The organism is Paenibacillus sp. JT22N7, assembly GCF_059383875.1.
The window spans coordinates 353,341-377,317 of record NZ_JBXENY010000004.1 but is presented as its reverse complement, the minus strand read 5'-3'; the positions used below and the strand labels follow the sequence as shown (position 1 = coordinate 377,317).

General features: G+C 49.8%; 22 protein-coding genes. 11 read left to right on the top strand and 11 right to left on the bottom strand.

What is annotated here, in order from left to right; translation table 11 throughout:
* Positions 1–122: 122 nt before the first annotated feature.
* From AC50Y5_RS13195 to AC50Y5_RS13170, 6 genes are all read right to left on the bottom strand, one after another.
* Positions 123–1,832, bottom strand: coding sequence for an alpha/beta fold hydrolase (locus AC50Y5_RS13195; protein ID WP_494861191.1), 1,710 nt, complete (start codon positions 1,830–1,832; stop codon positions 123–125).
* Positions 1,833–2,161: 329 nt separating this feature from the next.
* Positions 2,162–3,199, bottom strand: coding sequence for a Leu/Phe/Val dehydrogenase (locus AC50Y5_RS13190; protein WP_056036495.1), 1,038 nt, complete (start codon positions 3,197–3,199; stop codon positions 2,162–2,164).
* A 204-nt stretch (positions 3,200–3,403) separates the two neighbouring features.
* The gene (locus AC50Y5_RS13185; RefSeq protein WP_494861184.1) at positions 3,404–4,093 is read right to left on the bottom strand and encodes a hypothetical protein; all 690 of its coding nucleotides are present in this window, start codon (positions 4,091–4,093) and stop codon (positions 3,404–3,406) included.
* Positions 4,090–4,986, bottom strand: a complete 897-nt coding sequence (locus AC50Y5_RS13180; protein ID WP_494861182.1) for an ABC transporter ATP-binding protein — start codon at positions 4,984–4,986, stop codon at positions 4,090–4,092. The genes AC50Y5_RS13185 and AC50Y5_RS13180 overlap by 4 nt, the downstream gene beginning before the upstream one ends.
* The gene (locus tag AC50Y5_RS13175; protein ID WP_056036502.1) at positions 4,983–5,354 is read right to left on the bottom strand and encodes a GntR family transcriptional regulator; all 372 of its coding nucleotides are present in this window, start codon (positions 5,352–5,354) and stop codon (positions 4,983–4,985) included. Before AC50Y5_RS13175 ends, AC50Y5_RS13180 begins: the two co-directional genes overlap by 4 nt.
* 167 nt (positions 5,355–5,521) lie before the next feature.
* Positions 5,522–5,971, bottom strand: coding sequence for a MarR family winged helix-turn-helix transcriptional regulator (locus AC50Y5_RS13170; protein WP_056036504.1), 450 nt, complete (start codon positions 5,969–5,971; stop codon positions 5,522–5,524).
* Between the two features lie 240 nt (positions 5,972–6,211).
* Between AC50Y5_RS13170 and AC50Y5_RS13165 the strand changes: the two genes are divergently transcribed.
* Complete coding sequence (locus AC50Y5_RS13165) at positions 6,212–6,691, top strand: glutathione peroxidase (RefSeq protein WP_494861541.1); 480 nt, start codon at positions 6,212–6,214, stop codon at positions 6,689–6,691.
* On the opposite strand, the gene AC50Y5_RS13160 is transcribed toward AC50Y5_RS13165, so the two are convergent.
* Both AC50Y5_RS13160 and AC50Y5_RS13155 read right to left on the bottom strand, forming a co-directional pair.
* Positions 6,680–7,306 carry an NAD(P)-dependent oxidoreductase gene (locus AC50Y5_RS13160; protein WP_494861180.1) on the bottom strand — a complete coding sequence of 209 codons (627 nt, stop codon included), beginning with the start codon at positions 7,304–7,306 and terminating at the stop codon, positions 6,680–6,682. The two genes, AC50Y5_RS13165 and AC50Y5_RS13160, sit on opposite strands and share 12 nt — an antisense overlap.
* Positions 7,307–7,316: 10 nt before the next feature.
* Positions 7,317–8,891: a histidine kinase N-terminal 7TM domain-containing diguanylate cyclase gene (locus AC50Y5_RS13155; RefSeq protein ID WP_494861179.1), complete on the bottom strand. Its 1,575-nt coding sequence runs from the start codon at positions 8,889–8,891 to the stop codon at positions 7,317–7,319.
* A 611-nt stretch (positions 8,892–9,502) separates the two neighbouring features.
* Here AC50Y5_RS13155 and AC50Y5_RS13150 point away from each other — a divergent pair.
* The 3 genes from AC50Y5_RS13150 (at position 9,503) to AC50Y5_RS13140 (ending at position 12,202) form a co-directional block, all read left to right on the top strand.
* Complete coding sequence (locus AC50Y5_RS13150; RefSeq protein WP_235533184.1) at positions 9,503–10,885, top strand: MATE family efflux transporter; 1,383 nt, start codon at positions 9,503–9,505, stop codon at positions 10,883–10,885.
* Between the two features lie 90 nt (positions 10,886–10,975).
* A complete protein-coding gene (locus AC50Y5_RS13145; protein WP_056036511.1) occupies positions 10,976–11,737 on the top strand; it encodes a threonine/serine exporter family protein in 762 nt (253 codons plus the stop codon).
* Between the two features lie 21 nt (positions 11,738–11,758).
* Positions 11,759–12,202, top strand: coding sequence for a threonine/serine exporter family protein (locus AC50Y5_RS13140; RefSeq protein WP_056036513.1), 444 nt, complete (start codon positions 11,759–11,761; stop codon positions 12,200–12,202).
* Between the two features lie 118 nt (positions 12,203–12,320).
* Here AC50Y5_RS13140 and AC50Y5_RS13135 read toward each other — a convergent pair whose 3' ends face one another.
* The gene (locus tag AC50Y5_RS13135; RefSeq protein ID WP_494861176.1) at positions 12,321–13,178 is read right to left on the bottom strand and encodes a lipoate--protein ligase family protein; all 858 of its coding nucleotides are present in this window, start codon (positions 13,176–13,178) and stop codon (positions 12,321–12,323) included.
* A 178-nt stretch (positions 13,179–13,356) separates the two neighbouring features.
* Here AC50Y5_RS13135 and AC50Y5_RS13130 point away from each other — a divergent pair, with 178 nt between their 5' ends.
* Positions 13,357–13,920, top strand: coding sequence for a CatB-related O-acetyltransferase (locus AC50Y5_RS13130; protein ID WP_056036516.1), 564 nt, complete (start codon positions 13,357–13,359; stop codon positions 13,918–13,920).
* Positions 13,921–14,054: 134 nt separating this feature from the next.
* Here AC50Y5_RS13130 and AC50Y5_RS13125 read toward each other — a convergent pair whose 3' ends face one another.
* Entirely contained in the window at positions 14,055–16,340 is a 2,286-nt protein-coding gene (locus AC50Y5_RS13125) for an ATP-binding protein (protein WP_494861174.1), read from the bottom strand.
* Positions 16,341–16,516: 176 nt separating this feature from the next.
* Here AC50Y5_RS13125 and AC50Y5_RS13120 point away from each other — a divergent pair, with 176 nt between their 5' ends.
* Entirely contained in the window at positions 16,517–17,575 is a 1,059-nt protein-coding gene (locus tag AC50Y5_RS13120; RefSeq protein WP_494861171.1) for a hypothetical protein, read from the top strand.
* An 89-nt stretch (positions 17,576–17,664) separates the two neighbouring features.
* Here the strand turns inward: AC50Y5_RS13120 and AC50Y5_RS13115 are convergent, their stop codons facing one another.
* A complete protein-coding gene (locus AC50Y5_RS13115; protein WP_056036522.1) occupies positions 17,665–18,168 on the bottom strand; it encodes a hypothetical protein in 504 nt (167 codons plus the stop codon).
* A gap of 329 nt (positions 18,169–18,497) precedes the next feature.
* Here AC50Y5_RS13115 and map point away from each other — a divergent pair, with 329 nt between their 5' ends.
* From map to AC50Y5_RS13090, 5 genes are all read left to right on the top strand, one after another.
* Positions 18,498–19,244, top strand: a complete 747-nt coding sequence (gene map, locus AC50Y5_RS13110; protein WP_056036524.1) for a type I methionyl aminopeptidase — start codon at positions 18,498–18,500, stop codon at positions 19,242–19,244.
* A 234-nt stretch (positions 19,245–19,478) separates the two neighbouring features.
* Complete coding sequence (locus tag AC50Y5_RS13105; RefSeq protein WP_494861538.1) at positions 19,479–21,677, top strand: bifunctional 2',3'-cyclic-nucleotide 2'-phosphodiesterase/3'-nucleotidase; 2,199 nt, start codon at positions 19,479–19,481, stop codon at positions 21,675–21,677.
* 801 nt (positions 21,678–22,478) lie between these two features.
* Positions 22,479–22,751, top strand: coding sequence for a hypothetical protein (locus AC50Y5_RS13100; protein ID WP_494861162.1), 273 nt, complete (start codon positions 22,479–22,481; stop codon positions 22,749–22,751).
* A gap of 255 nt (positions 22,752–23,006) precedes the next feature.
* Entirely contained in the window at positions 23,007–23,411 is a 405-nt protein-coding gene (locus tag AC50Y5_RS13095; protein WP_494861160.1) for a helix-turn-helix domain-containing protein, read from the top strand.
* A gap of 3 nt (positions 23,412–23,414) precedes the next feature.
* Entirely contained in the window at positions 23,415–23,792 is a 378-nt protein-coding gene (locus tag AC50Y5_RS13090) for a transposase (protein WP_494861536.1), read from the top strand.
* Positions 23,793–23,977: the final 185 nt, after the last annotated feature.

The window sequence follows — 23,977 nt, the reverse complement described above, 5'->3', positions numbered from 1 at the left end:
AAAGGATGGCGTTAGAATATCCTTTCCTATATTTCAATAAGAAACCGCCAGCTTGGCAGCAAGGAAGCATAAAGCTTCCCAATCCAAGCTGGCGGTTCGTTGTATGAGTTGAATAATAAGTGCTAAGCGTGCTGTTTCAGCCATTTGGCGATATCGGAAATGACGGGTTCAGCAAAGCTGCCTGGATGGTTGTATTCGGCTAACGTGCCTTCTCCTTCACCACTGTAATCGACGAAAAAGTGGTTAAGGCCTGGGTACAGCTTGAAGGAAGCATTCGATTTCCCTTTGAACAGCTCCTCCCACAGCACATAGTCTTTATTCGCAAATACTTGGAAATCATCCTTGCCCTGCAGGACAAGCACCGGTTTCGTTAGTTTTGCGGCATATCCGCTCGCGGGATGATTGTCCATTTCCTTAAAGTAATAGGCGGGCAGGGAGAAAACCGTCGTCGCCTGCGCCTGCGCATCGGTCAACGTACCTAGCGCTTGCGCCTTCTTGTATTCGGCTTCTATAAGCTGAGCATTTGCCGCTTTGGCGGGATCTTTATCATCCATGGCAGCAATAAAAGCCTGGTTCTGGTCATAGACGATTTCCCATAGCGAGCGTGGCGAGCCAGCAAGCAGCACAAGCCCGGCAAAGTCGCCGCCTTCTGCATCAATGCGCGGGGCAAGCATGCCGCCAAGGCTATGTCCAATTACATACACTTTGGAGGCGTCAATCCGTTTATCCGCCTTTAGCAGCTTGGCTGCGACAATGGCGTCATCAATGGTTTCTTCCTTCACCGTCATTTTCATAAAAGCTTCTGTCGTCATGCTGCTGCCGTAAACAAATGTGCGTTTATCATAGCGCAGCACCGCAATTCCTTGCTCAGCTAGTCCCCAAGCAATATCGCGAAATGGCGTATAGCCGCTTACCGTCTCATCGCGATCAGATGCGCCCGAGCCTTGGACCAATACGACCGCTGTCAGCGGGCCAGTGGCATTTTTCGGAAGAGTCAACGTTCCACCGAGCTCATAAGGAGTGCCCTCGCCAACGGTAACCTCTTCTTCAACAATCGTAGCTGGCGCTTCTTTATCGATGGGCTTTGGCGTAATGAGCATGCCTTCGAGCAGCGTACTCTCCATGTTGACGTAAAGCGTAAGGTTAAAGCTAATCTTTTCAAATACAGCAGTTGCGGTAATCATCTTCATCCCTTCGTCCGCTCCAGATACTACAATATCCTCTGCGCGAACGTAGCTGCCTGCTTGAACTTTTGCGCTTTCCCACGATTTTCCTAGTACATCTACAGAAACCTGTTCCTTGAATGTATCCGAGAAGTAATCGTCCCACAGCATTTGGTAATCGCCTTTATCCAAAGCAGCAGTAACTCGATCTATCCAACGCTCGGCTTCAGACAAGGGGGTAGCAATCGAGACTTGCATCTTGCTTCTTTCATAATAGTACTGATAACCCAGAACTTTATTGAAAAAAGCGAGCGGGACATAAAGGCGTCCCTGCCGCTGAACCGAAGCGGTGTCGAAGGTGCGCTTCTCCCCGTTCACTAGTGCTTCGGAGCTGCCGGAGCTGAACGTGACCTTGAGGTCCTGCCCTTCAAGCAGAACCTTGCTGCTCGCTTTATGGTAGGTAACTTTCAGACCAAGTCCTTCGGCTGCGCTGCGCAGCGGAATCATGACCTCGTCGCTGCTGCTCAAGTAAGCCTCATTGCCAGCAGACGTCGTGATGACTTTGCCATTAACGAGCAGCTTGAGAGTTTCTGCGGCAGCTGTCATAGCGGGAAATGCAGCCATGAGCAGCAAGGAAAATACGATCGTAGATGCCAAATGCTTTTTCAAAATAAATTCAGTCCTCCTTTAGAGTGTGCCTGTCCCATCGAGGGAATCAGGCATAAGATGCTGTAGAAAAATAGCTGGATGCATGGGGTGAATTATGTAGGGCGGTTAAATAACCGCAGCTCTATTTCATACGAATGGAGCTTGTTCATGGTTTCCTAATTGTTGGACATCTTAGTTTGGGGGCTTAATCGGATTCAAGCACAGTTTACGTGCGATTATGGAAAAAAGAGAGCGCCAGCCGATCGCCGCCGCATTCCGCCGAAGCTGACACGACGCTAGACGGCTGTTCATGGCGGAATGCTGGCTGACATTAAATCGTGTGCGCGGCTTTATTTCGCGAGCAGTTTCCGCGTAATGGCGTCCGCTGCCGCCGCTGGCGGAAGCGTGCTGGATAGCGCATAAATATGAGCCAGCCTGTCGCTGATGCGCTCCACCTGGCTGCGGGCATAGGTAGCGGAGCTGCCGTCAAGCTCAGCCGCCGTAACAATAATGCCGCCCGCATTGATGGCATAGTCCGGCGCATACAAAATGCCAGCCTGCTGCAAGGCGGCATCATGCTTGGCATTCGCCAGCTGATTGTTGGCGGCGCCCGCAATGATGGGGCACTTCAGCTCCGGAAGAGTCACGTCGGTCAATATGCCGCCGAGTGCGCAAGGCGAAAAAATATCGCAGCTTTGCTTATGAATGCTGTTGACGGAAACAGCTGTGGCCCCGAACTGTGCGGCCGCCTGCTTGACTAGCCCGTCGTTCAAATCAGCGACAATAAGCCGAGCTCCTGCTTGATGCAAATAGCGGCATAAGGCGTAGCCAACCTTGCCAAGGCCTTGTACAGCGACCGTTCGCTGCTGCAGCTGCTCAGAGCCATATTTTTGCTTAAGCGATATACGGATTGCGATATATACGCCATAGGCGGTCATTTCCGCTGTGAAATTTCCCGTTGCTCCCAGCGAGCCGGTAACATCGGTCACATAACCTGTTTCTTTTGCGATCTCATCCATGTCGCCCGGAGTTGTGCCCAGATCCATGCCGGTAATATAGCGTCCGTTAAGCCGCTCAATAAAACGCCCGAGCGAGCGGAACAGCTTGCTGCTTTTGTCTGTGGCAGAATTGCCGATAATGACGGCTTTGCCTCCCCCGTAGGGGATATCGGCAAGCGCCGCTTTGTACGTCATGCCGCGCGCCAGCCGAAGAGCGTCGCTGATCGCCGCCTCTTCAGAGGCGTATGTCCACATTCTGCAGCCGCCCAGTGCCGGACCAAGCTTGGTCTGATCAATGGCAATAATCGCTTTGAGCCCGCTAGATGCATCCTCCATCACGTCCAACTGCTCGAATCCTTCGAAGCTTGCGCTCACGCTATGCCCGTCCATAGATAGCAGCCTCCCTTTTGCTGAAGTGCATAGCCGTTATGCCGTTTACTATTGATGTATTCAACAGCAGCATAACTTGATACCGATACCGCATATGCACGAGTCGGGGGAAATACATAGCTTAGAAGGGCGCAGCGTGAACAAGAAAAAAGCCGCTTGCACCAGCTGTCTGGAGTGATGAAGCGGCCCCTTTCAAGTAAGCTTTTATATCGTTGATCTTCTAAGCATAAGGAAGGATAGCAGAGCATTTAGCAGGATGAAAGGAAGGAGCCACAGGGAGAGGCCGAGTGCGGTATGCTTGGTGAGCCACGCCCAAATATCGAGCCACCCATGATTTTGAGTAATGATATAGGAGCTAAGGGTGAGTGCGACACCGGATGCAAGAAACAAAATCAGCATGCCGGTTTTCTTGAATTTGCGATAGAAGCTGCCTAAGGCAAAGCCCCACAAAAACAAATGCAGAGCGATCAGGAAAAGGGTAAGCAGCTGTACGAGCAAATTTCCGTCACTCAAATACGGCAGGTAGAAAAAATACAAGCCCGACCACCAGTGGTTCGTAAGCTGATTTTCAATAATAGACATAAGCAGCAGCAGGAGCGCCGAGCCGAAGCTGATTATTAGAGCCATTACGATGGTACCTGCAAAATAATTGAAGCGGCTAATGCTGAAGCTAATCGCAAATGGAAAGGTCTGTGCGACGACGATAATGCCCAGCACGAATATATAGACCAATAGAGAGGAGATTCCGCCCGTATACATATTCTCCTTATCGTCAATCAATAAACTAATGAGCAAATTCACAATAAAACTGGAGCCGAGAATGAAGAGAGGAATGAAAAACCAGCTAAATCGATCGCGTCGATGCAGCCTGATCACGCTTATTGTGCGATTCATAACAAATCAGCCGCCTTTCGTTCGGTTTTGCCATTCGTCAGATGAATAATCAGCTGCTGTAGAGATACGGAGCCGAACTCCAGCCCTCTCGCCGTCGCCTGCTTGCGATCAACTGCGCTGAGCATGCCGTCTACTGTGGCAGAGAGCAAGGCGCCAAAGGGCTCGCGGGAAATAACGGTTTTGCCGATGAGAAACGATTCAACCTCAGATGCAGAGCCAGCCACTGTGTAGGCGCGACCCCGCAGCAGCTCGGCGTCCTCGTTAATCAGAATGCTGCCCTTGTCGATGACGATTACATGCTCCAGCAGCTGGCTGACCTCATCAATGAGATGGGAGGACAGCACGACCGTGCGGGGATGCTCGGCATAATCGGTGAGCAGATGATCGTAAAATAAATTTCGGGCCACGGCGTCCAGTCCCAAATAGGGCTCGTCAAAAATCGTCAGCGGGGCGCGGCTCGCGAGCCCGACAATGATGCCGACAGAGGAGTGCATGCCGCGCGACATTTTTTTGATTTTACGCTTCAAGGGCAGCTGGAACTCCTCGACTAATGTATTAGCGAAGGTGCGGTCCCAGTTTGGAAACAAAGAGGCGGATAGCTCCAATACATCGAGCAGGCTGTAATTGTCCGGGTATTTCTGGCTCTCCTTAATGAAGCAAATTTGGCTCAGTACACGGTTGTTTTCATAAGGGGCTTCGCCGAAGACCGTCAGCTCGCCGCTCGTCGTGAACAACTGGGCAGTCAGCATATGCATAATCGTCGTTTTCCCGGCGCCGTTGCGTCCGAGCAAACCGTATATTTTATCCGGCTCCAGCACGAAGCTCACTTCGTTTACGGCATTGAAATTTCCATAAGCTTTCGTTACCCGCTTCAGCTCGACAATTGGACTCATGGCTTGGTTCCTCCTCTTCTGATCATATCTGACAGCTGCTCCGGCGTAATGCCCAGCTTCTCGGCCTCATGCATCATCGTCACCACATACTGCTCGAAAAACTGCTCACGCCGCTTTTCCATCAATAGCGCTCTGGAACCTGTTGCGACAAACATGCCAATCCCTCGTTTCTTATAAAGAATGCCTTGATCCGCTAATTGATTGACGCCTTTCGCTGCGGTGGCGGGGTTGATCTGGTAAAAGGCTGCAAATTGATTTTTCGAAGGCACCTGCGACTCTTCCGGCAGCAGGCCTTGAATAATATCGTCTTCGATGCGCTCGGCAATTTGCATGAAAATGGGTCTGCTATCGTCGATGCTTATGCTCACATTGTCCACCACCAAACTGGTTAGTTACTCATGTAACCAACTATACATGCGATCAACCAATGCGTCAATAGGCAGCCGATATGAAAAAACACAAAAAAGGATAGAAGAGGCAGTAGGGTATCTGCTCTTCTATCCTTTTTGGGGTGAAATGGGCCGACTGCCCTCTGTTAAATCGGCTGCTGTGCAGCTTCTATTTTGCCAAGCAGGTCTCGTACCTGCTTATGAATAGCATGAAGCTCCTCGGGTGTAATGTCCAGGCCGCCATAAACGCGTTTCGGAACGTCGGCAACCCGTTTTTTAAGCTCGCGGCCATCGTCCGTCAACTGAATAACGAGATTGCGCTCGTCGGCTTTATCGCGGATGCGGGTAATAAGGTTCATGCCTTCCAGCTTCTTAAGCAGCGGGGTCAGCGTACCAGAGTCGAGCAGCAGTCTCGCGCCCAGCTCTTTCATCGTCACCTTGTCCTGTTCCCATAAGGACAGCAGGGTGACATATTGCGTATACGTTAAGCCAAGCTCCGTTAGTACAGGACGGTAAAGCTTTGTAATTTCCCGCGAGCAGGCATATAAGGAAAAGCAAACTTGATTATCGAGCTTCATCCATTCATCTTCATTCATGTTAGTTGTCTCTCCCTCCGGACCAAGGTTATGCGCAGCAATCAGTTGTGTACAATTAATTAAGCTATTGTAGCATTGCCTGCGGAACCTGTCAAAAGAAGAAGCGGTATGCGCAGCAGCAAATTTCAGCAAAGCGATTTGACAATTGAAATTAAATTGTATAAAATTAAATTTATCAAAATCAATCGCTGTATTTTCAGCCTGACCGTTGTTTTTTTAAATTTAAAGGAGGTTATTATGATGTCCATTTATGATATCGAAGTGAAGAAGATTACAGGTTCGCAGGAGACGCTGGCTCCGTATAAAGGCAAAGTGATGTTAATCGTAAATACAGCTACCAAATGCGGCTTTGCACCGCAATTCAAAGGCTTGCAGCAATTGCAGGATACGTATGGCGAGCAAGGGCTTGCAGTTCTAGGATTTCCAAGCGGGCAGTTTATGAATCAGGAGCTGGAGGGCGATGCGGAAATTGCGCAGGCTTGCGAGCTTAACCACGGGGTATCCTTTCCGCTGTTTGGCAAAATCGATGTAAACGGCAGCAGCGCACACCCGCTGTTCCAGCACCTGACGAATGAGGCTCGCGGGGTGCTGGGCTCGAAGGCGATCAAGTGGAATTTTACGAAGTTTCTAGTGGATCGGGATGGCAAAGTGGTCAAGCGGTTTGGGCCGAATGATAAGCCGGAAGATCTCGTAGAAGATATCAAAAAACTACTCGGCTAAGCCAACTCTGCAGCGGGCGAAGGCTCCGCTAATCGCTTCCTTATAAGTGAAGTCGGCGGTATCGCCTACCGTAATTTGCAGCCCGCCTTCTGGCAAATAGTCCTGCTCGCTGCGATAAACGCCAGTATAAGGCCCATCCGGCAAATAAGTTGGGCATACGAGCGTCCAATTTAATGGCTCGGCAGATGCCTCCAGCAGGCGCAGTACAGCATGATGCTCCTCGGCAGCCCGTGTAGACCGGCGTTTCGATTCGCTGGATTGATAGCGCAGCAGGCCAGGCTCGGTGCGGCTCTCCAGAATACCCGCCGTTCCGACCGTCACCAGACGATGGATGGCTTGCTGCTCCATAACGGCAAGAAGGCCCGGAAAGCAGGAGGAGAGCGTATCTCCTCCGTCCGTGCCCAGTGCGCTAATAACTACGCTGCTGCCTGCAACAGCTTGCTTGAGCATAGCTTCTTCGCGGGCATCGCCAACGATGGCTTTCAATTGCGGATGCGAAAGCTCAAGCTTCTCTATCGAACGCACCAAGGCATGGACGCTATGTCCATCTGCAAGGGCGCGCAGCATGACTTCGCGCCCGACGCGTCCTGTGGCGCCTAATATCGTAATTTGCATGTGATGTCCCTCATTTGCTAAAAATATGAACGGCATTGCGTCCCATATGCTTGGATTGGTACAACGCCTTATCAGCCTCGCGAATCATCTCGTCCAGTTCAGCATGCTCTGCAATTGTTATGCCAGTTGCGCCGAAGCTTGCTGACAATGGAACGGTGCCGGCTTGTGTCTGCAACGGGCTGCCAGCAAGGGCCCGGCGCAGCTTCTCGGCGAGCTCCCCTGCTTCTTCGGGCGCAGCAGATGGAAGGCAAATAATAAATTCCTCTCCACCGTACCGCCCGAATAAATCGCTATCGCTAAGCTGTTCCTGACAGACCGCTACGACATGACAAAGGGCTAAATCGCCAATGTCATGGCCGAAGCGGTCATTTATCGTTTTAAAATGGTCAATATCAAACAAAATAAGTGAAAACGGCTGTTGATTCAGCAGCGATTGATGAAGCAGCAAGCGGGCTTGCTCTAAAAAGTAAGCGCGGTTGTATATGCCAGTCAGTCCATCTATAGTAGCCATTTGCTTCAGCTTCTCTTGCAGAATCGCCTTCTCCGTAATATCCATCAAGACAATCGTCCTCCCGATCAGCTCGCCTTTGCGGCTGTGGACAGGGGATGAGCGCACAAGGTAGAACGACGGCAGGCTCGTATGCAGCTGAATCCACCTTACTTCCCGCTCATGATGCTTGAATTCCTCATCATAATGAATAAAATCAGCAGCTTGTCCCGTATGGAACAGCCATATATCCTTGAATGCCGTCCCAATCGCCGTAGGCCTCAGCGATGCGATCATCTGCGACGCCGACCGATTATAATCTACAATCCGCCCGCTCATATCCAGCACAATAACGCCGTCGCGCATGCTTTCGAAAATACGTTCTCTGGCAATTGGCGCAGCCTTCAAAATATTTGACGTCAAAATCGCCCAAATGTTCAAAATCGACGTGATAAACATAAGCGGAGGCACGATGTCCATGCCGTGTGGCGTAAGGTCAAGCAAATACATAAAGGAGGCAGTCATGGGAATAAAAATGCCGGCTGCCATCATTAAAAGCTGCTTGCGGTAAATCATCTTGGCGTGATTCCATTGACGCAGCAGCAGGTAAGCACTTACGACCAGACAGCCGAACGTAAAGCTGCCATTAATAATATACCATTCTCCAAAGACGATATCGGCGACAATAACCGATTCATTGGGACGGAGAAATATCGAACGGTAAAACATATGATGCCATTCATTTGTGACGACCAGCAATAAAGTAATAAAGGGAATCGTAAAGAGCCAGATTAGCATCTTACGGGTAACGAAGCGATCCATTCCAGTAAAGTACAGAATGAGCACTAGCGTAGCGGGGGAGATGAATGGCAGTCCCAAATATTCTATGCCAATCCAGAAGCGAATTTCGGCTAACGAATCGCTTGCCAATTCAAAAGCAAAGCCGAAGGTGTAGATAGCTGAGCAAATCGAGGTCCAGATATAGGCTCTCATTCCGGCAAAGCTGGATTTTATTAAATATCCGTAAATGGCAAGCAAGGCGCTGAGCACGCTGGAAATCGTTACAATAACAATATAATTGGAGATAGTCATATTCATCAGTTGTATGGCTCCAGTTGGTTAGAGACTGCGACGAAATAAAGTACCGCTAATTTCCTCACAGCTCCTTAGTAATTAGGTATTGCTGCAATGAAGCGCTCTCAGGTTGCTAAACAATCTATTTAGAATGGTATCACATTTTTTGCCTTTAAGGATACGCGATTTGAATGGTAATGTTAAGCATAAACCGCTTTCATCCTTCTTGGGTGGCAAAAGGCCGATAAAACCCGCTTTAGAGACTGCGACGAAATAAGGTACCGCTAATTTATTGACAAAACTCCTAAAACCGTGGAGATTTTGTCAATAAAAGCGGATACTAATTTCCACGCAGCTCCTTAGTTCGTGCATTTGCCAGTCAAGTATGCTAAGATACCTTGAGTTTCTTAGAAATATAGGAAAGTATATGATTTTTTCATCCTTTCTCTATATTTCATCGCGAAACGTTAGCTTTGCCGCCAGAGGATGGCGACAGCCGTTTACGCTTGAAATATAGGAAAGTATATGATTTTTTTTCATCCTTTCTCTATATTTCTCGGAATGAAACGCGCCACGCCGTCAAGGACGGCGACAGCCGTTTCACCTTAGGATTATGAGCTGGAGAAGGTGACATCTTGGGATTTAAGCTGGGGGTTAAGCGGGATCGGGACAATAGTCTCTTTTTCTTGACTTGGCCGATATTTTTGGAATTATTTTTGTTTATGATGATGGGAACAGCGGACACATTCATGCTCAGCAAGCTGTCCGACAATGCCGTTTCCGGCGTAGGCGCATCCAATCAATATTTGCACATTATGCTGCTTGTTATGGAGGTTATCGGCAACGGCGCTTCGATTGTTGTGGCGCAATATATAGGCTCGCGGAAGCTGGTTGAGGCTGCACAGCTGTCAGCGCTGGCGATTTCGCTTAATCTGTTGGCGGGCTTGCTGATGAGCTTATCTTGTTTGTTGTTCGGCAATGTTATTCTGCAAGGCTTGCATCTGCAAGGGGAAGTATTGGCCTATGCGCAAAGCTATTTGCGAATTGTAGGCGGCTTTATTTTTTTACAGGCGATTATTAATTCACTTTCTGCAATTATTCGGGTATACGGCTTCACGAAGGAAGCCATGCTGGTATCATTGGGAATGAACATTATACATTTGGTCGGCAACTACGTGCTGATCTTTGGCAAGTTCGGCTTTCCCGAGCTTGGGGTGGAAGGAGCAGCTATTTCGACGGTTGTCAGCCGCTTGCTGGCGATGCTGGTGTTTTTCTGGCTGATGAATCGGGTTATGGTATTTAAGGTGAAGCTGCAATATTTTTTCAAGATGTCGAAGGAATTTATTCGCAAAATATTAAAGATCGGCATTCCGTCGGCTTTTGAACAGGTGATGTACCAGAGCTGCCAAATGGTCTTTCTGTATTATGTGACGTTTCTCGGTGATGCGTCCTTGTCGGCCCGGCAGTACGCCTCGAATATATCGGTGCTAATCTATTTATTCGCGATGGCGGTCGGCATGGGTACGGCAATAATGGTAGGCCGCTACGTCGGCGGCGGACGCAGCGACGCTGCGTACAAACAGGTATTGGCAAGCGTGCTGTGGGCCAGCGGAGCGACGATGGTGATGCTGGTGTTCGTGCTGCTGTTCCGCGAGCGGCTAATGGGCTTGTTCACGGATGATGCCGACATTATTCGGCTGGGGGCGAACGTCCTGCTGTACAGCATTGTGCTGGAGACGGGGCGAACGATCAATATTATATTGGTCAATTCGCTGCGGGCCTCCGGGGATGCGAAGTTTCCGCTCTGGATCGGGATGGTTACGATGGTTGGCATAAGCGTGCCGCTCGGTTATTATCTTGTTTTTCATCTGGATATGGGACTGGCGGGCATTTGGCTGGCTATTGCGACGGATGAGTGGTTGCGCGCGGTCATTATGTATTTCCGGTGGAAGAGCCGGAAGTGGGAACGGCATGCGCTGGTGAAACCGGACTTTGTAGAGCATACGGCCTCGCATTAATGGCAGAATGGGTCTTGCGGGCGGACATACGCTTGCCGCTCATCCTGTTATGAAGTGTTGAGGCTGCGAAGCTAGGGAGGCTGGCTACGTATGGATTACGCTAACAATGATGGTCAGGATATTGCGAGCATTTGCTTGCTGGCGGGCAAGATTATTTTGCAAAATGGCGGGGAAACGTACCGGGTTGAGGATACGATGGTTCGGATCGCCGGGGCTTACGGCGTGGCTAATGCTTATAGCTATGTGACGCCCACGGGCATTATTTTTGCGCTGGATGGCGCTGCGCAGTCGACGAGGCTTGTCCGGATTTCGGAACGCTCGACGAATTTGAAGAAGGTGACGCTCGTCAATGATATTTCCAGGCGCATCTGCCAAGGGAACCTTCAGCGTCATGAAGCTTATAAGCAATTGCAGGATATTGAGCAGGCGGCGGATGATTATCCGGCGTGGCTCAAGGTGCTGGTTGCCGCTATCGCAAGCGGCTGCTTCCTAATTATGTTCCGCGGCAGCTGGAACGACTTTCTTCCGGTGGCGCTTGCGAGCGGCATCGGCTTCTTGTGCTTGCTGACGCTGCACCGCATTATGCCGATTACTTTTTTCGCGAGCTTCTTGTCGGCGGTTATTAGCGGTTCGCTGGCTGTCCTGATGGTATGGCTTGGCTTTGGGCACAATTTGGATAAAATCATTATCGGCTCAATTATGCCGCTTGTGCCCGGCCTTCATATTACGAATGCGGTAAGGGACTTAATGGCGGGGCATCTGGTTTCCGGCTTGTCCAAGGGAGCGGAGGCTTTTCTCATTGCTTTTGCCATCGGTGCTGGCATTGCTTTCGTGCTGTCCGTTTATTCGTAGCTTGAAAAGGAGGGAGAAACGATGGTTGTACAGCTGCTTGAACAGCTTGCCGTCAGCTTCGTGGCCTGCGCGGCCTTCAGCCTGATCTTCGGTGTGCAGAAGCATCGCCTGGTGCAGTGCGGTCTGGTTGGCGCATCGGGGTGGCTTGCATATACCGTGTGCAGCATGCTGGATATGAGGACGATTCCCGCGACACTGCTGGCTGTTTGTGTAGTGACGATTATTAGCCAAATAATGGCGAAGCATTATCGCACGCCAATCATCGTTTTCAGTGCGGCGGGCATTATTCCCCTTGTGCCGGGCAAAATCGCCTATGATGCGATGCGTCACATTGTGCAGGAGGAATACGTCATAGCTGTCGAGCTAGCTATGCAGGCTTTCATGATTTCTGGCTCCATCGCTATCGGGCTCGTATTCTCCGAGGTTGTTTATCTTATATTTCGCAGATCGCCGCGATCATCCTGACAATAATAATGCCTCTTGCTTATGCTGCTTCGCAGCAGGGCAAGAGGCATTTTGTATATATGGACGGGCTTTAAACTTGCTTAGTCTAGTCTAGTCTAACCTAGCCTAGCCAAAAGTGCTACGCCTGCGTAGTTGCATAGCGTCCGCGCAGCGATTGCGCCATGGCTTCAATCTGCTGAGGCGACGGCATCTGGAGCCTAGCCGCCGCTGCGGCAAGACCATCCGCCGTCTGACCGCTGCGGATGATTTGCTTGACGGCGTCTGCGAAGCGCTCCGCGCCGCCGCCCTGCGCCAAGCCGACCAGCTCTTCGAGGCTGGCCGTGCTGCTGCTCTCTACGAGCGGATGCGCGCCGGGCTCGGCATCGCCCGCTGCCCGCTCATAGAAGGAGCGGACTAGCGCCGCCCGCTCCTGTCCTGCGCCCTCGGCGACGATGAACGCCTGCACGATATAGGCGTGGGCCTGGCGGCGCTGCGCAATGCCGCAAAACTTAAAGCCGTCGATGCTGAGGTCGAAATCGCCCGGACAATACGCCCCGGCGATTTCGCCTTTATCGACTGGCATGCCAGCCCCGGCAAGCGCGGAGCGAATGAGGCTGTACATCAGCTCAAAATCCTGATGAAAATGAAAGTCGAGCGTGTTCGCCTTAGGCAAAATAAGCGAAATATTGACGACGCCCGGATCAAGCGGCACTGCTGCGCCGCCAGAGTTGCGCACCGCCGTCTTGTAGCCGAGCGATTCAAGCCAGCGGGAGGCGTCGCCCGCCAGCGGCAGCCTGCTGTCGCGCAGGCCAAGTATAAAGGCGCGCTCGTGGCGCCAAATATGGCATATCGCTGGCCCGCCCTGCCCTGTGCTGCGGCACAGCAGCTCATCCAAGGCGAAGGGATAAAGCGGATCGGTCTGCGAATAATCGTTCATCCGGTCAAGCAGCAGCAGATTTTGCAGTCCGGGAACCGGACTTGCTGGCTGGATTGTCATCGTGAGCTGCTCCTCTCTAGGCTTCCTGTTCCTCCATCATACTAAGCGGCGGGGCTAGAAGTCCAGCCTGACTCTATAGAGGAGCGGAAGCAAAAAGGCAAGCTGTTGAATATATTATTTTAAAATATAAGTCTTTATAAGTTTCACCCTTATGGTAGGAAGGAGTGATAGAGTGGACATGGACTTGCTGCGAACGGTATTCCCTGCAAAGCAAAAGGATGGGCATACGCTAATTGGCGAATACACCGTCGGTGAACCGAATGTTTTCTCCTGGGGGGAGGGAACGAAGCTGACAGTCGGCAAATTTTGCTGTATTGCCGGTGGCGTTTCAGTCATGCTCGGAGGGAACCATCGTACGGATTGGGTATCGACGTATCCGTTTACTTCCTTTCTTTCGAAGCATTTGCACATTACCGGCCATCCGCAAACGAATGGTGATGTCGTCATCGGCAACGACGTTTGGATCTGCACGCATGCGACCATTATGTCTGGCATTACGATTGGCGATGGGGCGGTCATTGGCATGAATGCGACGGTAACGAGAGATGTTCCGCCTTATGCGATCGTAGGTGGCAATCCGGCGAACCTCATCCGTTATCGCTTCAGCGATCTCGTCATTGCCAGGCTGCTGCGTATCAAATGGTGGGATTGGCCGCCGAAACGTATTGAGAAGGTGGTGCCGCTCATCGCGTCGCACAACATGAAAGCCTTTCTGGATTACTGCGATTCGCATGGCTACTAAGGAAATGAAGGTGTGGGGGAAAAGCAAAAAAAGACGCGGCAGCCAGCACGAACAGCTGCCACGTCTTTTTTTGCTGATTGTGTCTAGGCAGTGGTATGCAAGGGTTCCTCCTTGCAAATGCGAGTCGCCGCCGGCTATCCGGTCGGCGCCACATCCTGAATGACAGGCAGCCGAATTTCCACTTGCGTGCCAATGCCTTTCTTGCTTTGGAATGACATCGAGCCGCGATGATTGGCAATAATCTGATAGCATACCATCAGGCCGAGCCCATTGCCCTCCTCCTTCGTTGTGAAGAACGGCTCGCCGAGCCGCGACAGATTGTCCTCTGTAATGCCGAAGCCATGGTCGGTTATGCGGATAATGATGCCGGTCGAAGGCGTATAGGACAGGTCGATGTCGAGCTCGCCGCCTTCCGGCATCGCTTCGATCCCATTTTTAATAATGTTGACGAATACTTGCTTTAACTGATTGACCTCGCACTTCATTTCAGGTATCTCAGTATCAAAGCGCGTCGTGAACTGGACATTGCTAATGTTGGCCTCGGAATCGAGCAGCATAATGATGCCCCGCATAATTTCATGAATGTTGGCGCGCTGGAAGCGGCTGGCCTGCGGCTTGGCGAACACAAGAAACTCGCTGACGATAAAATTAATCCGGTCCAGCTCAGACAGCATCACATCGATGTAGGCGGGCGCCAGCTGCCCATTTTTCTTCATCAGCTGTACAAACCCGCGCAGCGTCGTTAGCGGATTGCGTACCTCATGGGCGACACCCGCCGCGAGCTGCCCGACGACGGACAGCTTCTCCGAGCGGCGCAGCACCTCTTCCGTCTGCTTGCGCGCTGTAATGTTGCGCGAAATCGTCGCAATCGCAATAATCTGTTCCTGCTCATTGCGAATGGAAGAGACGGTGATGCTCACATCGAGCAGCCTGCCGCTTTTGTCATAACGCATCGTATCGTAATCGGCAACGGAGCCGCCCTGCTGGATGAACTCCAGCATAAAGGTGCCTTCCATTGCAAGCTCTGGCGGTGTGTTGTTAAGCGGTTGGCCAAGGAGCTCCTCCTCCGTCCAGCCATACATTTTCTCAAACGCTTTATTCATCTGAATGACAGAGCCGTGCAGATTGGAGACATGAATTGCATCGGAGGTATGATTGACGAACGATTCCAAATACTGCTTCGTCTGCCGCAGCTCTTCCGCTGATTCGGTCAGCCGATTCATATACGTATGAAGGTTTTGCCCCATGGCATTCACGCGATTAGCTAATACGCCGAATTCATCATTGCTCTTTAAGGAAATACGGGCGCCGAAGTTGCCATTGGAAATTTCATTGACCTTGCTGACGATTTGATTGAGCGAGCGCACCATGAAGCCGGAAATAAAGTAGCTGCACAGCACCGTCGCCAAAATCAGGCCAAGAGATATTGCGCCTTGCGTCAGAACCTGACGCATCAGCGTCTGCTGCAGGGCCGAGTTGTTGAAGGTAATGCTAATGACGTACGGCTTCGATCCCTGGACGGGAATAAAGCTCTTGATGACCTGCTTGCTGTTCAGCTTGCTTTCAATCGTAACGACTTCGTTTTTCTCAATCGCTTTCTGAGTATTTAGGTGATCATTATCCGAATCCTTGTAATAATATTGGCCAAAAATAATGTTGCGAACATCGAGATTATAGACAACGGCCCCATTTTTAATGCTGACAGCAGGCGCTTTGCCGAAGTAGGCAGGATCGAAGCCGGTCACTTCGAGAATATTATTTTTATCACGCAAAATCTGCGCCACGATGGCATCCGCACCATATTTCTTTTTGCTATCCAAAAAAGTTTGCGCATGAATATAAGGATTGATCATATAGTTGGTCGTGCCGTCATAATAGTTGCCCCATTTAAACACTTTTTCGGGGTCGGAGGTGCCGAAGTTGATCGGTCCCGCCCAAAAATGCTCCAGCTTCTGTCCTTCGGGAATCGTGACATTATGCTTCTCGAATAGCTGGGTAAAGGCGGTATACCAGTAGTTCCACGTTTTCGGACTCATATAAAGCTCATCGGGGTTCGTCGAGCGTACCGATAAAATATCGTCTTTCGTCTTGATCCACAGTGTAATGTGATCAACGCCCAGCTCCTTGCTCAGCTGAACCAGCTCACTGTTGCGGACATTTTTAATATCGGGATCGAGCTTGCTTTGTATGGCAATCGCGACAGCGCGCAGCCGCTCCCCCAGCGCGTCCTCCGTCAACTGGCTGTTCTGCTCGGCCGAGGCGATGGAGACGGCTATCTGATTGCCAATAAAGCGCATTTGCTGCTCTGCGTTCTGTTGCAGCTCACCCTTGGAGGACATATAGTAAATCGTAATATTGAGTAGCAAAATCACGGTAACGGTAACCGATATGAGGCAAACGAGCTTCGCTCTGATCGACAAATCCTATTCCTCCTGGCCATGGTCGCGGATGCTTCTGTATTATTTGACATCTTTAAGGCAAATTCCTTGTTTGTGAGAGGAGATAGAGACTATTTTACTGCTTAAAATAAATTTGGAAAATAGTTATAAATGCTCTATATTGGTGTCAAAGAGTCATAAACGGGGGGAGTTGCACGATGTTTAGGCTGAAGAAGAACAATGTCATTGTTTTTCTGCTTGTAAGCGCCATTATTGTTTTGGCAGATGCTCTGCTTATGCAGTCGCTATTATTCGTTCAGCATGCTGAGGTGCTTGGCACTGCCATCGTAGCAGATTTTGTGCTGGTCATACCACTGCTGCTCTATTTTCTTGTCTATCGAAAAATAAAAAAGCCGTTGCTGGGCGTGCTGCCCCTCGCCATTGCAGGCTATTTCGCAATTCTGATGCTGATGCCGAAAACAGACAATGTGGCTGTTGTGATCGCAAAGTATACGCTGCTGCCGCTGGAGCTTGCCTTCATCAGCTATGAGCTATATAAGCTGTACCGTATTGTTAGAGCATTCAAGAGCAATTGGCAGCCGGATGTTCATCCGATGGATACTATGAGGATCAGCCTGCAAACTGTTGTTCGTTCTCCACGCTTAGCCGCATGGCTTCTGCAGGATATATCCGTCGTTTATTACGCCTTTCTCACTTGGCGACGAAAGCCGTATATCCGCTCGGAGACAGCTGTTTATACTTATCATGAAAATTCCAACTCACTCATTATTGTATTGTTTCTCTCAAAAATATTGCTGCTGGAGGGCGCAGTGGTTCACTTTCTGTTGGCGCAATGGTCGCCTTTGGTGGCTTGGGTACTTTCTATAGGAAATGTTTGGTTTATCATTTTGCTGGTGGCAAACTACCGTGCAATGCGCCTGAGCCCGATATTAATGAATGATCGAAGCATCCATATCCAGTACGGCATTCAATTGCGGGTGAAAATCGACATCAATAATGTAGCGTCCGTAAAATTGGTATCGCCAGAGGAGTTGAAGGAACGGAGAGAGAAGGAAGGGCAGGCAGCCATTCAGCCGCACGGTGTGGAGCCGAATGTAAGTATTCGCTTGAAGGAGAACTTAGTGGCCTACGGCTTGTTTAGCAGCCAGCGGAGCGTTCGTGAGGTTTATATCTTTATCGATCAGCCGCAAGTGTTTCTGGCGGATTGCCTCTTTCGCATGAGCATTGCGGAGGATTCGCTGCACGTGGAAGGTTAGAAGGGCTAGCAGCATCAGGCATAAAAAAACCGGCTCCGCTGGTGAAGGGCGATCCCTTCAAGCGGAGCCGGAGGCTCTGGTCTATGCGATTATTGCTCTTTCTTGCGCGACAGCATCGCGAAAGCTCCTACGATAATAAGGGCAATGGCGAGCAGCGGCTGTACGGTGGCAAGTTGTCCCGAGGCAGCGCTCAGCGAGAAGACACCGAAGAACAGCAGCGATAGGACAGTTAAAATGTTGATCGGGATAAGCAGCCACTTGTTGCGGCTGCCAAACCAATAAAATTCAAACAAGCCGACGGCTACCGCCATAATGAAGCCTGGCCACAAAATATGCCATGCCGAGAATAACGTAGAGAGCTGGCAGACGAGTCCAACAGTGAACAAAATGCCTCCCGGAATGAGCAGGCCGACCCCTTTGCCACCTGTCACGCCGAAATACAGCCAGTGGAAAAATAGTCCCAGCGGGATGATGAACATGCTGGCCCAAAAATTTGCGAACACAGCGCCCGCTCCAAATGACTGACCTTGGTTGAAATAAAGAAATACACCAATCAGCATAAGGACAGGGCCGATAATCGATCGCTTTAACATTTTTTGTTATCTCTCCTCTTTTAATTATTTATCCGTTGCTTTTCTTAGCAACAATAGCATAGCACAGGCCCCCGCAGCATGTCGTCATGCTAGAGGTAAAGCCGCAAACTAGACTAAAGTCTAGGCAGCTGGAGGAAACGTCACGGTGTCGACTCTTTTTCACCAAATTTCCTAACAGATATGAGCGAAAAAGCAGCGTCATGGGCCAGCCCATGTTCGCATATTTATCATAATATGCTACGATGGGCATAGGCATGTAGCTTCTAGCGGAGCTTCTGGCGAAGTCTCGGGACGAAGCCGGGTTAAATTGATGGAAAGAAGGAACGGAAATGATCATTATTAAGACCGAAGCGGAAATCAACCGCATGCATGAGGCGGGTAAAATATTGGCGGAATGCCACAGGCAAATTGCCAAGCTCATTCAGCCTGGCATCACGACGCATGAAATCGACCAGTTTGCGGAAAAGTTTATGAAGCAAAATGGCGCAACGCCGGAGCAAAAAGGCTATAACGGCTATCAATACGCGACCTGCGCTTCTACAAACGATATTATTTGCCACGGCTTCCCGAAGAAGGAGAAGCTCAAAGAAGGCGATATCGTGACCATCGACATGGTCGTCAACCTGAATGGCTGGCTTGCGGATTCCGCATGGTCTTATGCGGTTGGCGAAGTGAGTGATGAAGCGAAGCATTTGCTGGCGGTGACGGAAAAATCGCTGTATCTCGGCATCGAGCAAGCGCTGATCGGCAAGCGGATTGGCGATGTGTCTCACGCGATTCAGTCTTATGCTGAGGCGGAAGGCTTCTCGGTCGTGCGTGATTTTATCGGCCATGGAATTGGGAAGGACATGCATGAAGACCCGCAGGTGCCTCACTATGGACCACCGGATAAAGGGCCAAGAATTAAAGAGGGCATGGTATTCACGATTGAGCCGATGCTGAATGCAGGCACGTATTTCAGCAAGCTGGATTCCGATGGATGGACGGCGCGGACGCGCGACGGAAGGCTGTCGGCCCAGTACGAGCATACGATTGCGATTACGAAGGATGGCCCGCTTATTTTGACCCAACAATAGAACTTTACATGTATGTAACGCGAAGAGGGAGAAATCCCTCTTTTTTTTGCATGACAAAAATGGTTAATTCATCTAAAATAAATGGAATGATGGGAATGATCGTCCAAAAGCTCGACCTACATAACGTGATCATTACATGATTTTAGTCATTTTGGGGAGGGTATTCATTTGTTGAGATCGTCAGTCGTATGGAGAAATGCTCTATCTATTGCGGTTACTGTAGGCTTGGTCGCAATGCCCTTTACTGCAACAGCGGCATCTGAGAACAGCAGCACAGTAAAGCTGCGTATTATGGAAACGACCGATTTGCATGTGAACATGGTGAACTATGATTATTTTGCGGACAAGCCGACCGATGAGTACGGCTTTGCCAAAACAGCGACGCTCATCAAGCAGGCGCGCGAAGCGGCGACGAACAGCTTGCTTTTTGACAATGGCGATCTGATTCAGGGCAACCCGCTTGGCGATTACACGGCGGTTATCAATCCATTGAAGCAGGGCGAGACGCATCCGGTGTATAAAGCGATGAATTTGCTCGATTACGATGCTGGGAATTTGGGCAACCACGAGTTCAACTATGGGCTGGATTTTCTGAATAAATCGCTGGCGGGGGCAGATTTTCCTTACGTCAATGCGAACATCTATGTGGATGATAAAGATAAAGACGAGTCAAACGATAAAAATCTGTTCACGCCTTATTTGATTTTGGACAAGGAAGTGAAGGATGAGAGCGGCGCCACACATAAGCTCAAGGTAGGCGTTATCGGCTTCGTTCCGCCGCAGGTGATGCAGTGGGACAAGGCGAATCTCGAAGGCAAGGTCATTGCCAAGGATATTATCAAAACGGCGGAGAAATTCGTTCCGGAGATGAAAGCGAAGGGCGCGGACATTATTGTAGCGATTCCCCATTCCGGCTTTGAGGATATTCCGCAGGCTGAAAATATGGAAAACTCCGTGCTGTATCTCAGCAAGGTCAAGGATATTAACGCAATTTTGTTCGGCCATGCCCACAAAGTGTTTCCAGACAAGTCGTTCGAGGGCAAGCAGGGCGTTGATTTGGAAAAAGGAACAATTAACGGCGTGCCTTCGGTTGAGCCGGGCTTCTGGGGCAATAATCTTGGGATTATTGACCTTGATCTGTTGCTCACAGATGGCAAATGGTCGGTTGTGGACTCCAAGGTGGAGGTTAAGCCGATCTTTGATGCGGTGAACAAGCAGCCGCTTGTAGAAGCGGATCAAGCGGTGCTGGACGCCGTAGAAGATGACCATGAGCATACGCTCGATTACATTCGCGGCCCAGTAGGCAAGACGACGGCGCCTATCAATAGCTGGTTCGCGCTCGTACAGGATGATCCATCGATCCAAATCGTAACGAATGCGCAAAAATGGTACGTAGAAAAGCAAATGCAAGGCACGGAATACGAGGGTATTCCGGTATTATCCGCAGGAGCGCCGTTCAAGGCAGGCGGACGCCAAGGCCCGAACTACTACACAGATATTGCTGCAGGCGATATTGCGATCAAAAACGTAGCCGATCTGTATCTGTACTCCAACACCGTTAACGCTGTATTAGTAACAGGCGCCGAGCTGAAGGAATGGCTGGAATGGTCCGCTGGACAATTCAACCAAATCGATACCAAGTCGACAGCGAAGCAGGAACTGGTCAACCTGGATTTCCCGACCTACAACTTCGATGTCATTGACGGCGTAACGTACCAAATTGACGTGACACAGCCAGCCAAATACGATGCTAAAGGCACAACCGTTCATGAAAAATCGAGCCGGATCGTCAATCTGCAATTTGGCGGCAAAGCGATTGATCCAAAGCAGAAATTCATCGTAGCGTCGAATAACTACCGGGCATCGTCGAGCAAGTTTGCTAACCCGGATGGCAAGCGAATTGTTTTGGCATCGCCGGACGAGAACCGTCAGGTTGTCATTGATTACATTCGCTCCAACAAGACGATTAACCCTGCTGCCGACGGCAACTGGTCGCTTGCGGCGATCAAAGCGGACGTCAACGTTTCGTTCAAAACGTCGCCTGCTGCCAAGACGCTCGCGGATTCGCTCGATGCGCTGTCGTATGTAGGCCAAACCGATGATGGTTATGCGGAGTTCAAGATTAATTTGTCAGCTGGCGCGACAACGCCAACGACTCCAACAACTCCAACAACGCCTACGAAGCCAACTGAGCCGGGCCCAACGAAGCCGACAACACCAACAACACCGACGAAGCCTGCTCCGACGACGCCTACGAAGCCGGCGACCGGTACGACGCAGGATACGGTGTACATCGTGAAGAGCGGCGACACGCTTTACCGCATCGCGCTGAATCATGGCACGACATGGCAGAAGCTTGCCGCCTATAATAAGCTGGAGAACCCAAATCGCCTGTCCATTGGCCAGAAGATTTTGATTCCGGCAGCGAAATAGGCAGAGCTTAGTCTCGCTTGCCTGGGCGCTAGCCATTTGAGGAAGAAACACCCTTTCGACATTCGTCCTTGCAGCCCATGGGTTTCCACGGCTGTTTGGATGAATGCTCGAAGGGTGTTTTTTAATTGAAAGTATGAGGTCCGCTTTTAATAGTGTCTCCTTAGTACTTTTATAAATGGGTTGTCAAGTTGGAATTGTTAGGTGTGCCAGCATTACATTTTATGGGGAGCTTTGGTTGATAAGTAAATCTAGCAGCTCAAGAATAATAAAGTGCGAACAAAAAACTATCACTGTGCTATATAAGTTGAACTAAAGAAAGCAATGGGGCCGGTGAGAAATGGAGAGAAAGGTTGGAACTGGAGAGAGTAAAGCTAGCTTTCCGAAGGAAAGCCGCTTCGTAAGCATGGACTATTGTTTTCGGATTTCACCCTCATCGAGGAATAGAATCAAGAAATCAGAAAACAACAGCGGCCGGAAGTCCAACCTTTCTCGTAGTGACGACCATCGCCCTCATGCGAATCAGTCGTTCAACTTATATAGACCATTTCGCTGGAACTATAAAGGGAAATTATTGAAAGTATAGCTTTCATTAAGTGGGTATGTTTTTAAGCCTTTGCGCGCTAGTTATCGTTTTGTCCATGCCCTATGAAATGCTCATTGATTAAGAGAATGCATGGGAATTGAAAGGTACGATGGGCAGCAATGGGCAATCTTGATGAAAGAACTTCTTCAAGATAGCTGGGAGATTGTCAAGATTGCTCGGGAAGAAGGTGTCCCCCTCGAAGAGGAAGTCTCCAAGCGATGGAAGAGCGCTATGATGATATTCTAAGTGCTGGATATCCGGAATGGACGAGTCCAGAGATCGAAGCGTCCGTACCTACTAAAGGGAAGAAGAGAAAGAGTAAAGCCATTCATATGCTGAAAATCAAAATAAAAATATCCGGGTCCTATCGCACGAAGGCTAGTGCCGAGCGTTTTGCCCGATTTCAAAGCGTCATTTCCACGTTTCGAAAACAAAACCTACCTATTCTCTCTTCACTTGCTACCGCTTTTCGCGGTCAATTCAGCTTCTAGGCATACCTAAGTAGTAACACACAGTGAATATAATAGGGAGATGGAAGTTGGAAATTTTCAAGGGTTTTATTGATTAATTAAAGTAACATTGGTAAAATAACTTAATATGGAATCGAAACGTTTCGATTCCATATTAAGTTAACGGGTTCTTCGCAGTTTAGCATGACCATTACCCGTCAATCCTTGTAGTAGAGATTCGAAGGGAGCTAATGAGGATGATGGAGCAAGAGATATTTACTAGAGCCTAGGGATGGGTTGGGAAGTCCACAATGTAGCGTTTCACGCGGAGGAAAAAGAATTACGTATTTACATCCGTGCGGTCATACATGCGGTACTTGTGGTAAAACCAGTTGTTGGATCTATGATCATGGCGAGGAACGCGAATGGAGGCATATGAACTTCTTTCAATATCGAGCTGTGCTAATTGGAAAGCCGCCACACGTAGAATGTAATCGGTGTAATACACCTAAAACAGCTGAGCTTTCGTGGGCACGGGAGCGTTCAGGCTATTCGCTGTATTTTGAAGCGTTTATGGTGCTCCTGACTAAAGCAATGCCGATGAACGAGGTCTCCAGACTGCTCGGCGAACATGGCACCACCTTGTGGCCAATTTTGCACCCTTACGTGGATGAAGCACGGAAAGAACAGACCTGGGAATAAGTCATACGCATCGCCATTGACGAAACCTCCCGCGCCAAGGGGCATACGTATGTATCTCTGGTTATGGACCTCGATACACGGAAAGTGCTTCACGTAGCAGAAGGGAAGGATCGGCGAACGTTGTTTGATTTTCAAGGGCAGTTATTACAGAAATGTGGTCACCCCAACGACATTGAAGAGCTTTGCATGGATATGTTTCCGAGCTTCATCGCCGGTGCAAAGAACTACTTTCCGAATGTTGAAATCACCTACGACAAGTTTCATGCGATGAAAATCATCAATACGGCTGTAGATGGGACGAGACGAAAAGAACAACGGACAGTAATCAATCTTAAAGGCAGAAGCAGGATAGACAATGGAAGCACGGAGAAGCCGAAGTAACATCACCATAAGGGCAACGACCCGGTGTGACATGGGAGGATAATCCCCAAGGTTGTATGGTGAAGATCCATAGTGCGATCATAATTATCCACTAAATGGAAATCAACATCCATTCTAGCCCCCACACTGGCTCTAACCAGAAAAATATGGTTTCCTTACAAGACTTCCCCAACCTCTTTCAATGT

Coding starts and splice junctions, on each gene's coding strand:
- AC50Y5_RS13145 (WP_056036511.1), top strand. CDS start 10,976: ATGGATTACGCTAACAATGATGGTCAGGATATTGCGAGCATTTGCTTG.
- AC50Y5_RS13120 (WP_494861171.1), top strand. CDS start 16,517: ATGTTTAGGCTGAAGAAGAACAATGTCATTGTTTTTCTGCTTGTAAGC.
- AC50Y5_RS13140 (WP_056036513.1), top strand. CDS start 11,759: ATGGTTGTACAGCTGCTTGAACAGCTTGCCGTCAGCTTCGTGGCCTGC.
- AC50Y5_RS13160 (WP_494861180.1), bottom strand. CDS start 7,306: ATGCAAATTACGATATTAGGCGCCACAGGACGCGTCGGGCGCGAAGTC.
- AC50Y5_RS13165 (WP_494861541.1), top strand. CDS start 6,212: ATGTCCATTTATGATATCGAAGTGAAGAAGATTACAGGTTCGCAGGAG.
- AC50Y5_RS13185 (WP_494861184.1), bottom strand. CDS start 4,093: ATGAATCGCACAATAAGCGTGATCAGGCTGCATCGACGCGATCGATTT.
- AC50Y5_RS13180 (WP_494861182.1), bottom strand. CDS start 4,986: ATGAGTCCAATTGTCGAGCTGAAGCGGGTAACGAAAGCTTATGGAAAT.
- AC50Y5_RS13130 (WP_056036516.1), top strand. CDS start 13,357: ATGGACTTGCTGCGAACGGTATTCCCTGCAAAGCAAAAGGATGGGCAT.
- AC50Y5_RS13155 (WP_494861179.1), bottom strand. CDS start 8,891: ATGAATATGACTATCTCCAATTATATTGTTATTGTAACGATTTCCAGC.
- AC50Y5_RS13100 (WP_494861162.1), top strand. CDS start 22,479: ATGGAAGAGCGCTATGATGATATTCTAAGTGCTGGATATCCGGAATGG.
- AC50Y5_RS13135 (WP_494861176.1), bottom strand. CDS start 13,178: ATGACAATCCAGCCAGCAAGTCCGGTTCCCGGACTGCAAAATCTGCTG.
- AC50Y5_RS13190 (WP_056036495.1), bottom strand. CDS start 3,199: ATGGACGGGCATAGCGTGAGCGCAAGCTTCGAAGGATTCGAGCAGTTG.
- map (WP_056036524.1), top strand. CDS start 18,498: ATGATCATTATTAAGACCGAAGCGGAAATCAACCGCATGCATGAGGCG.
- AC50Y5_RS13105 (WP_494861538.1), top strand. CDS start 19,479: ATGCCCTTTACTGCAACAGCGGCATCTGAGAACAGCAGCACAGTAAAG.
- AC50Y5_RS13170 (WP_056036504.1), bottom strand. CDS start 5,971: ATGAATGAAGATGAATGGATGAAGCTCGATAATCAAGTTTGCTTTTCC.
- AC50Y5_RS13115 (WP_056036522.1), bottom strand. CDS start 18,168: ATGTTAAAGCGATCGATTATCGGCCCTGTCCTTATGCTGATTGGTGTA.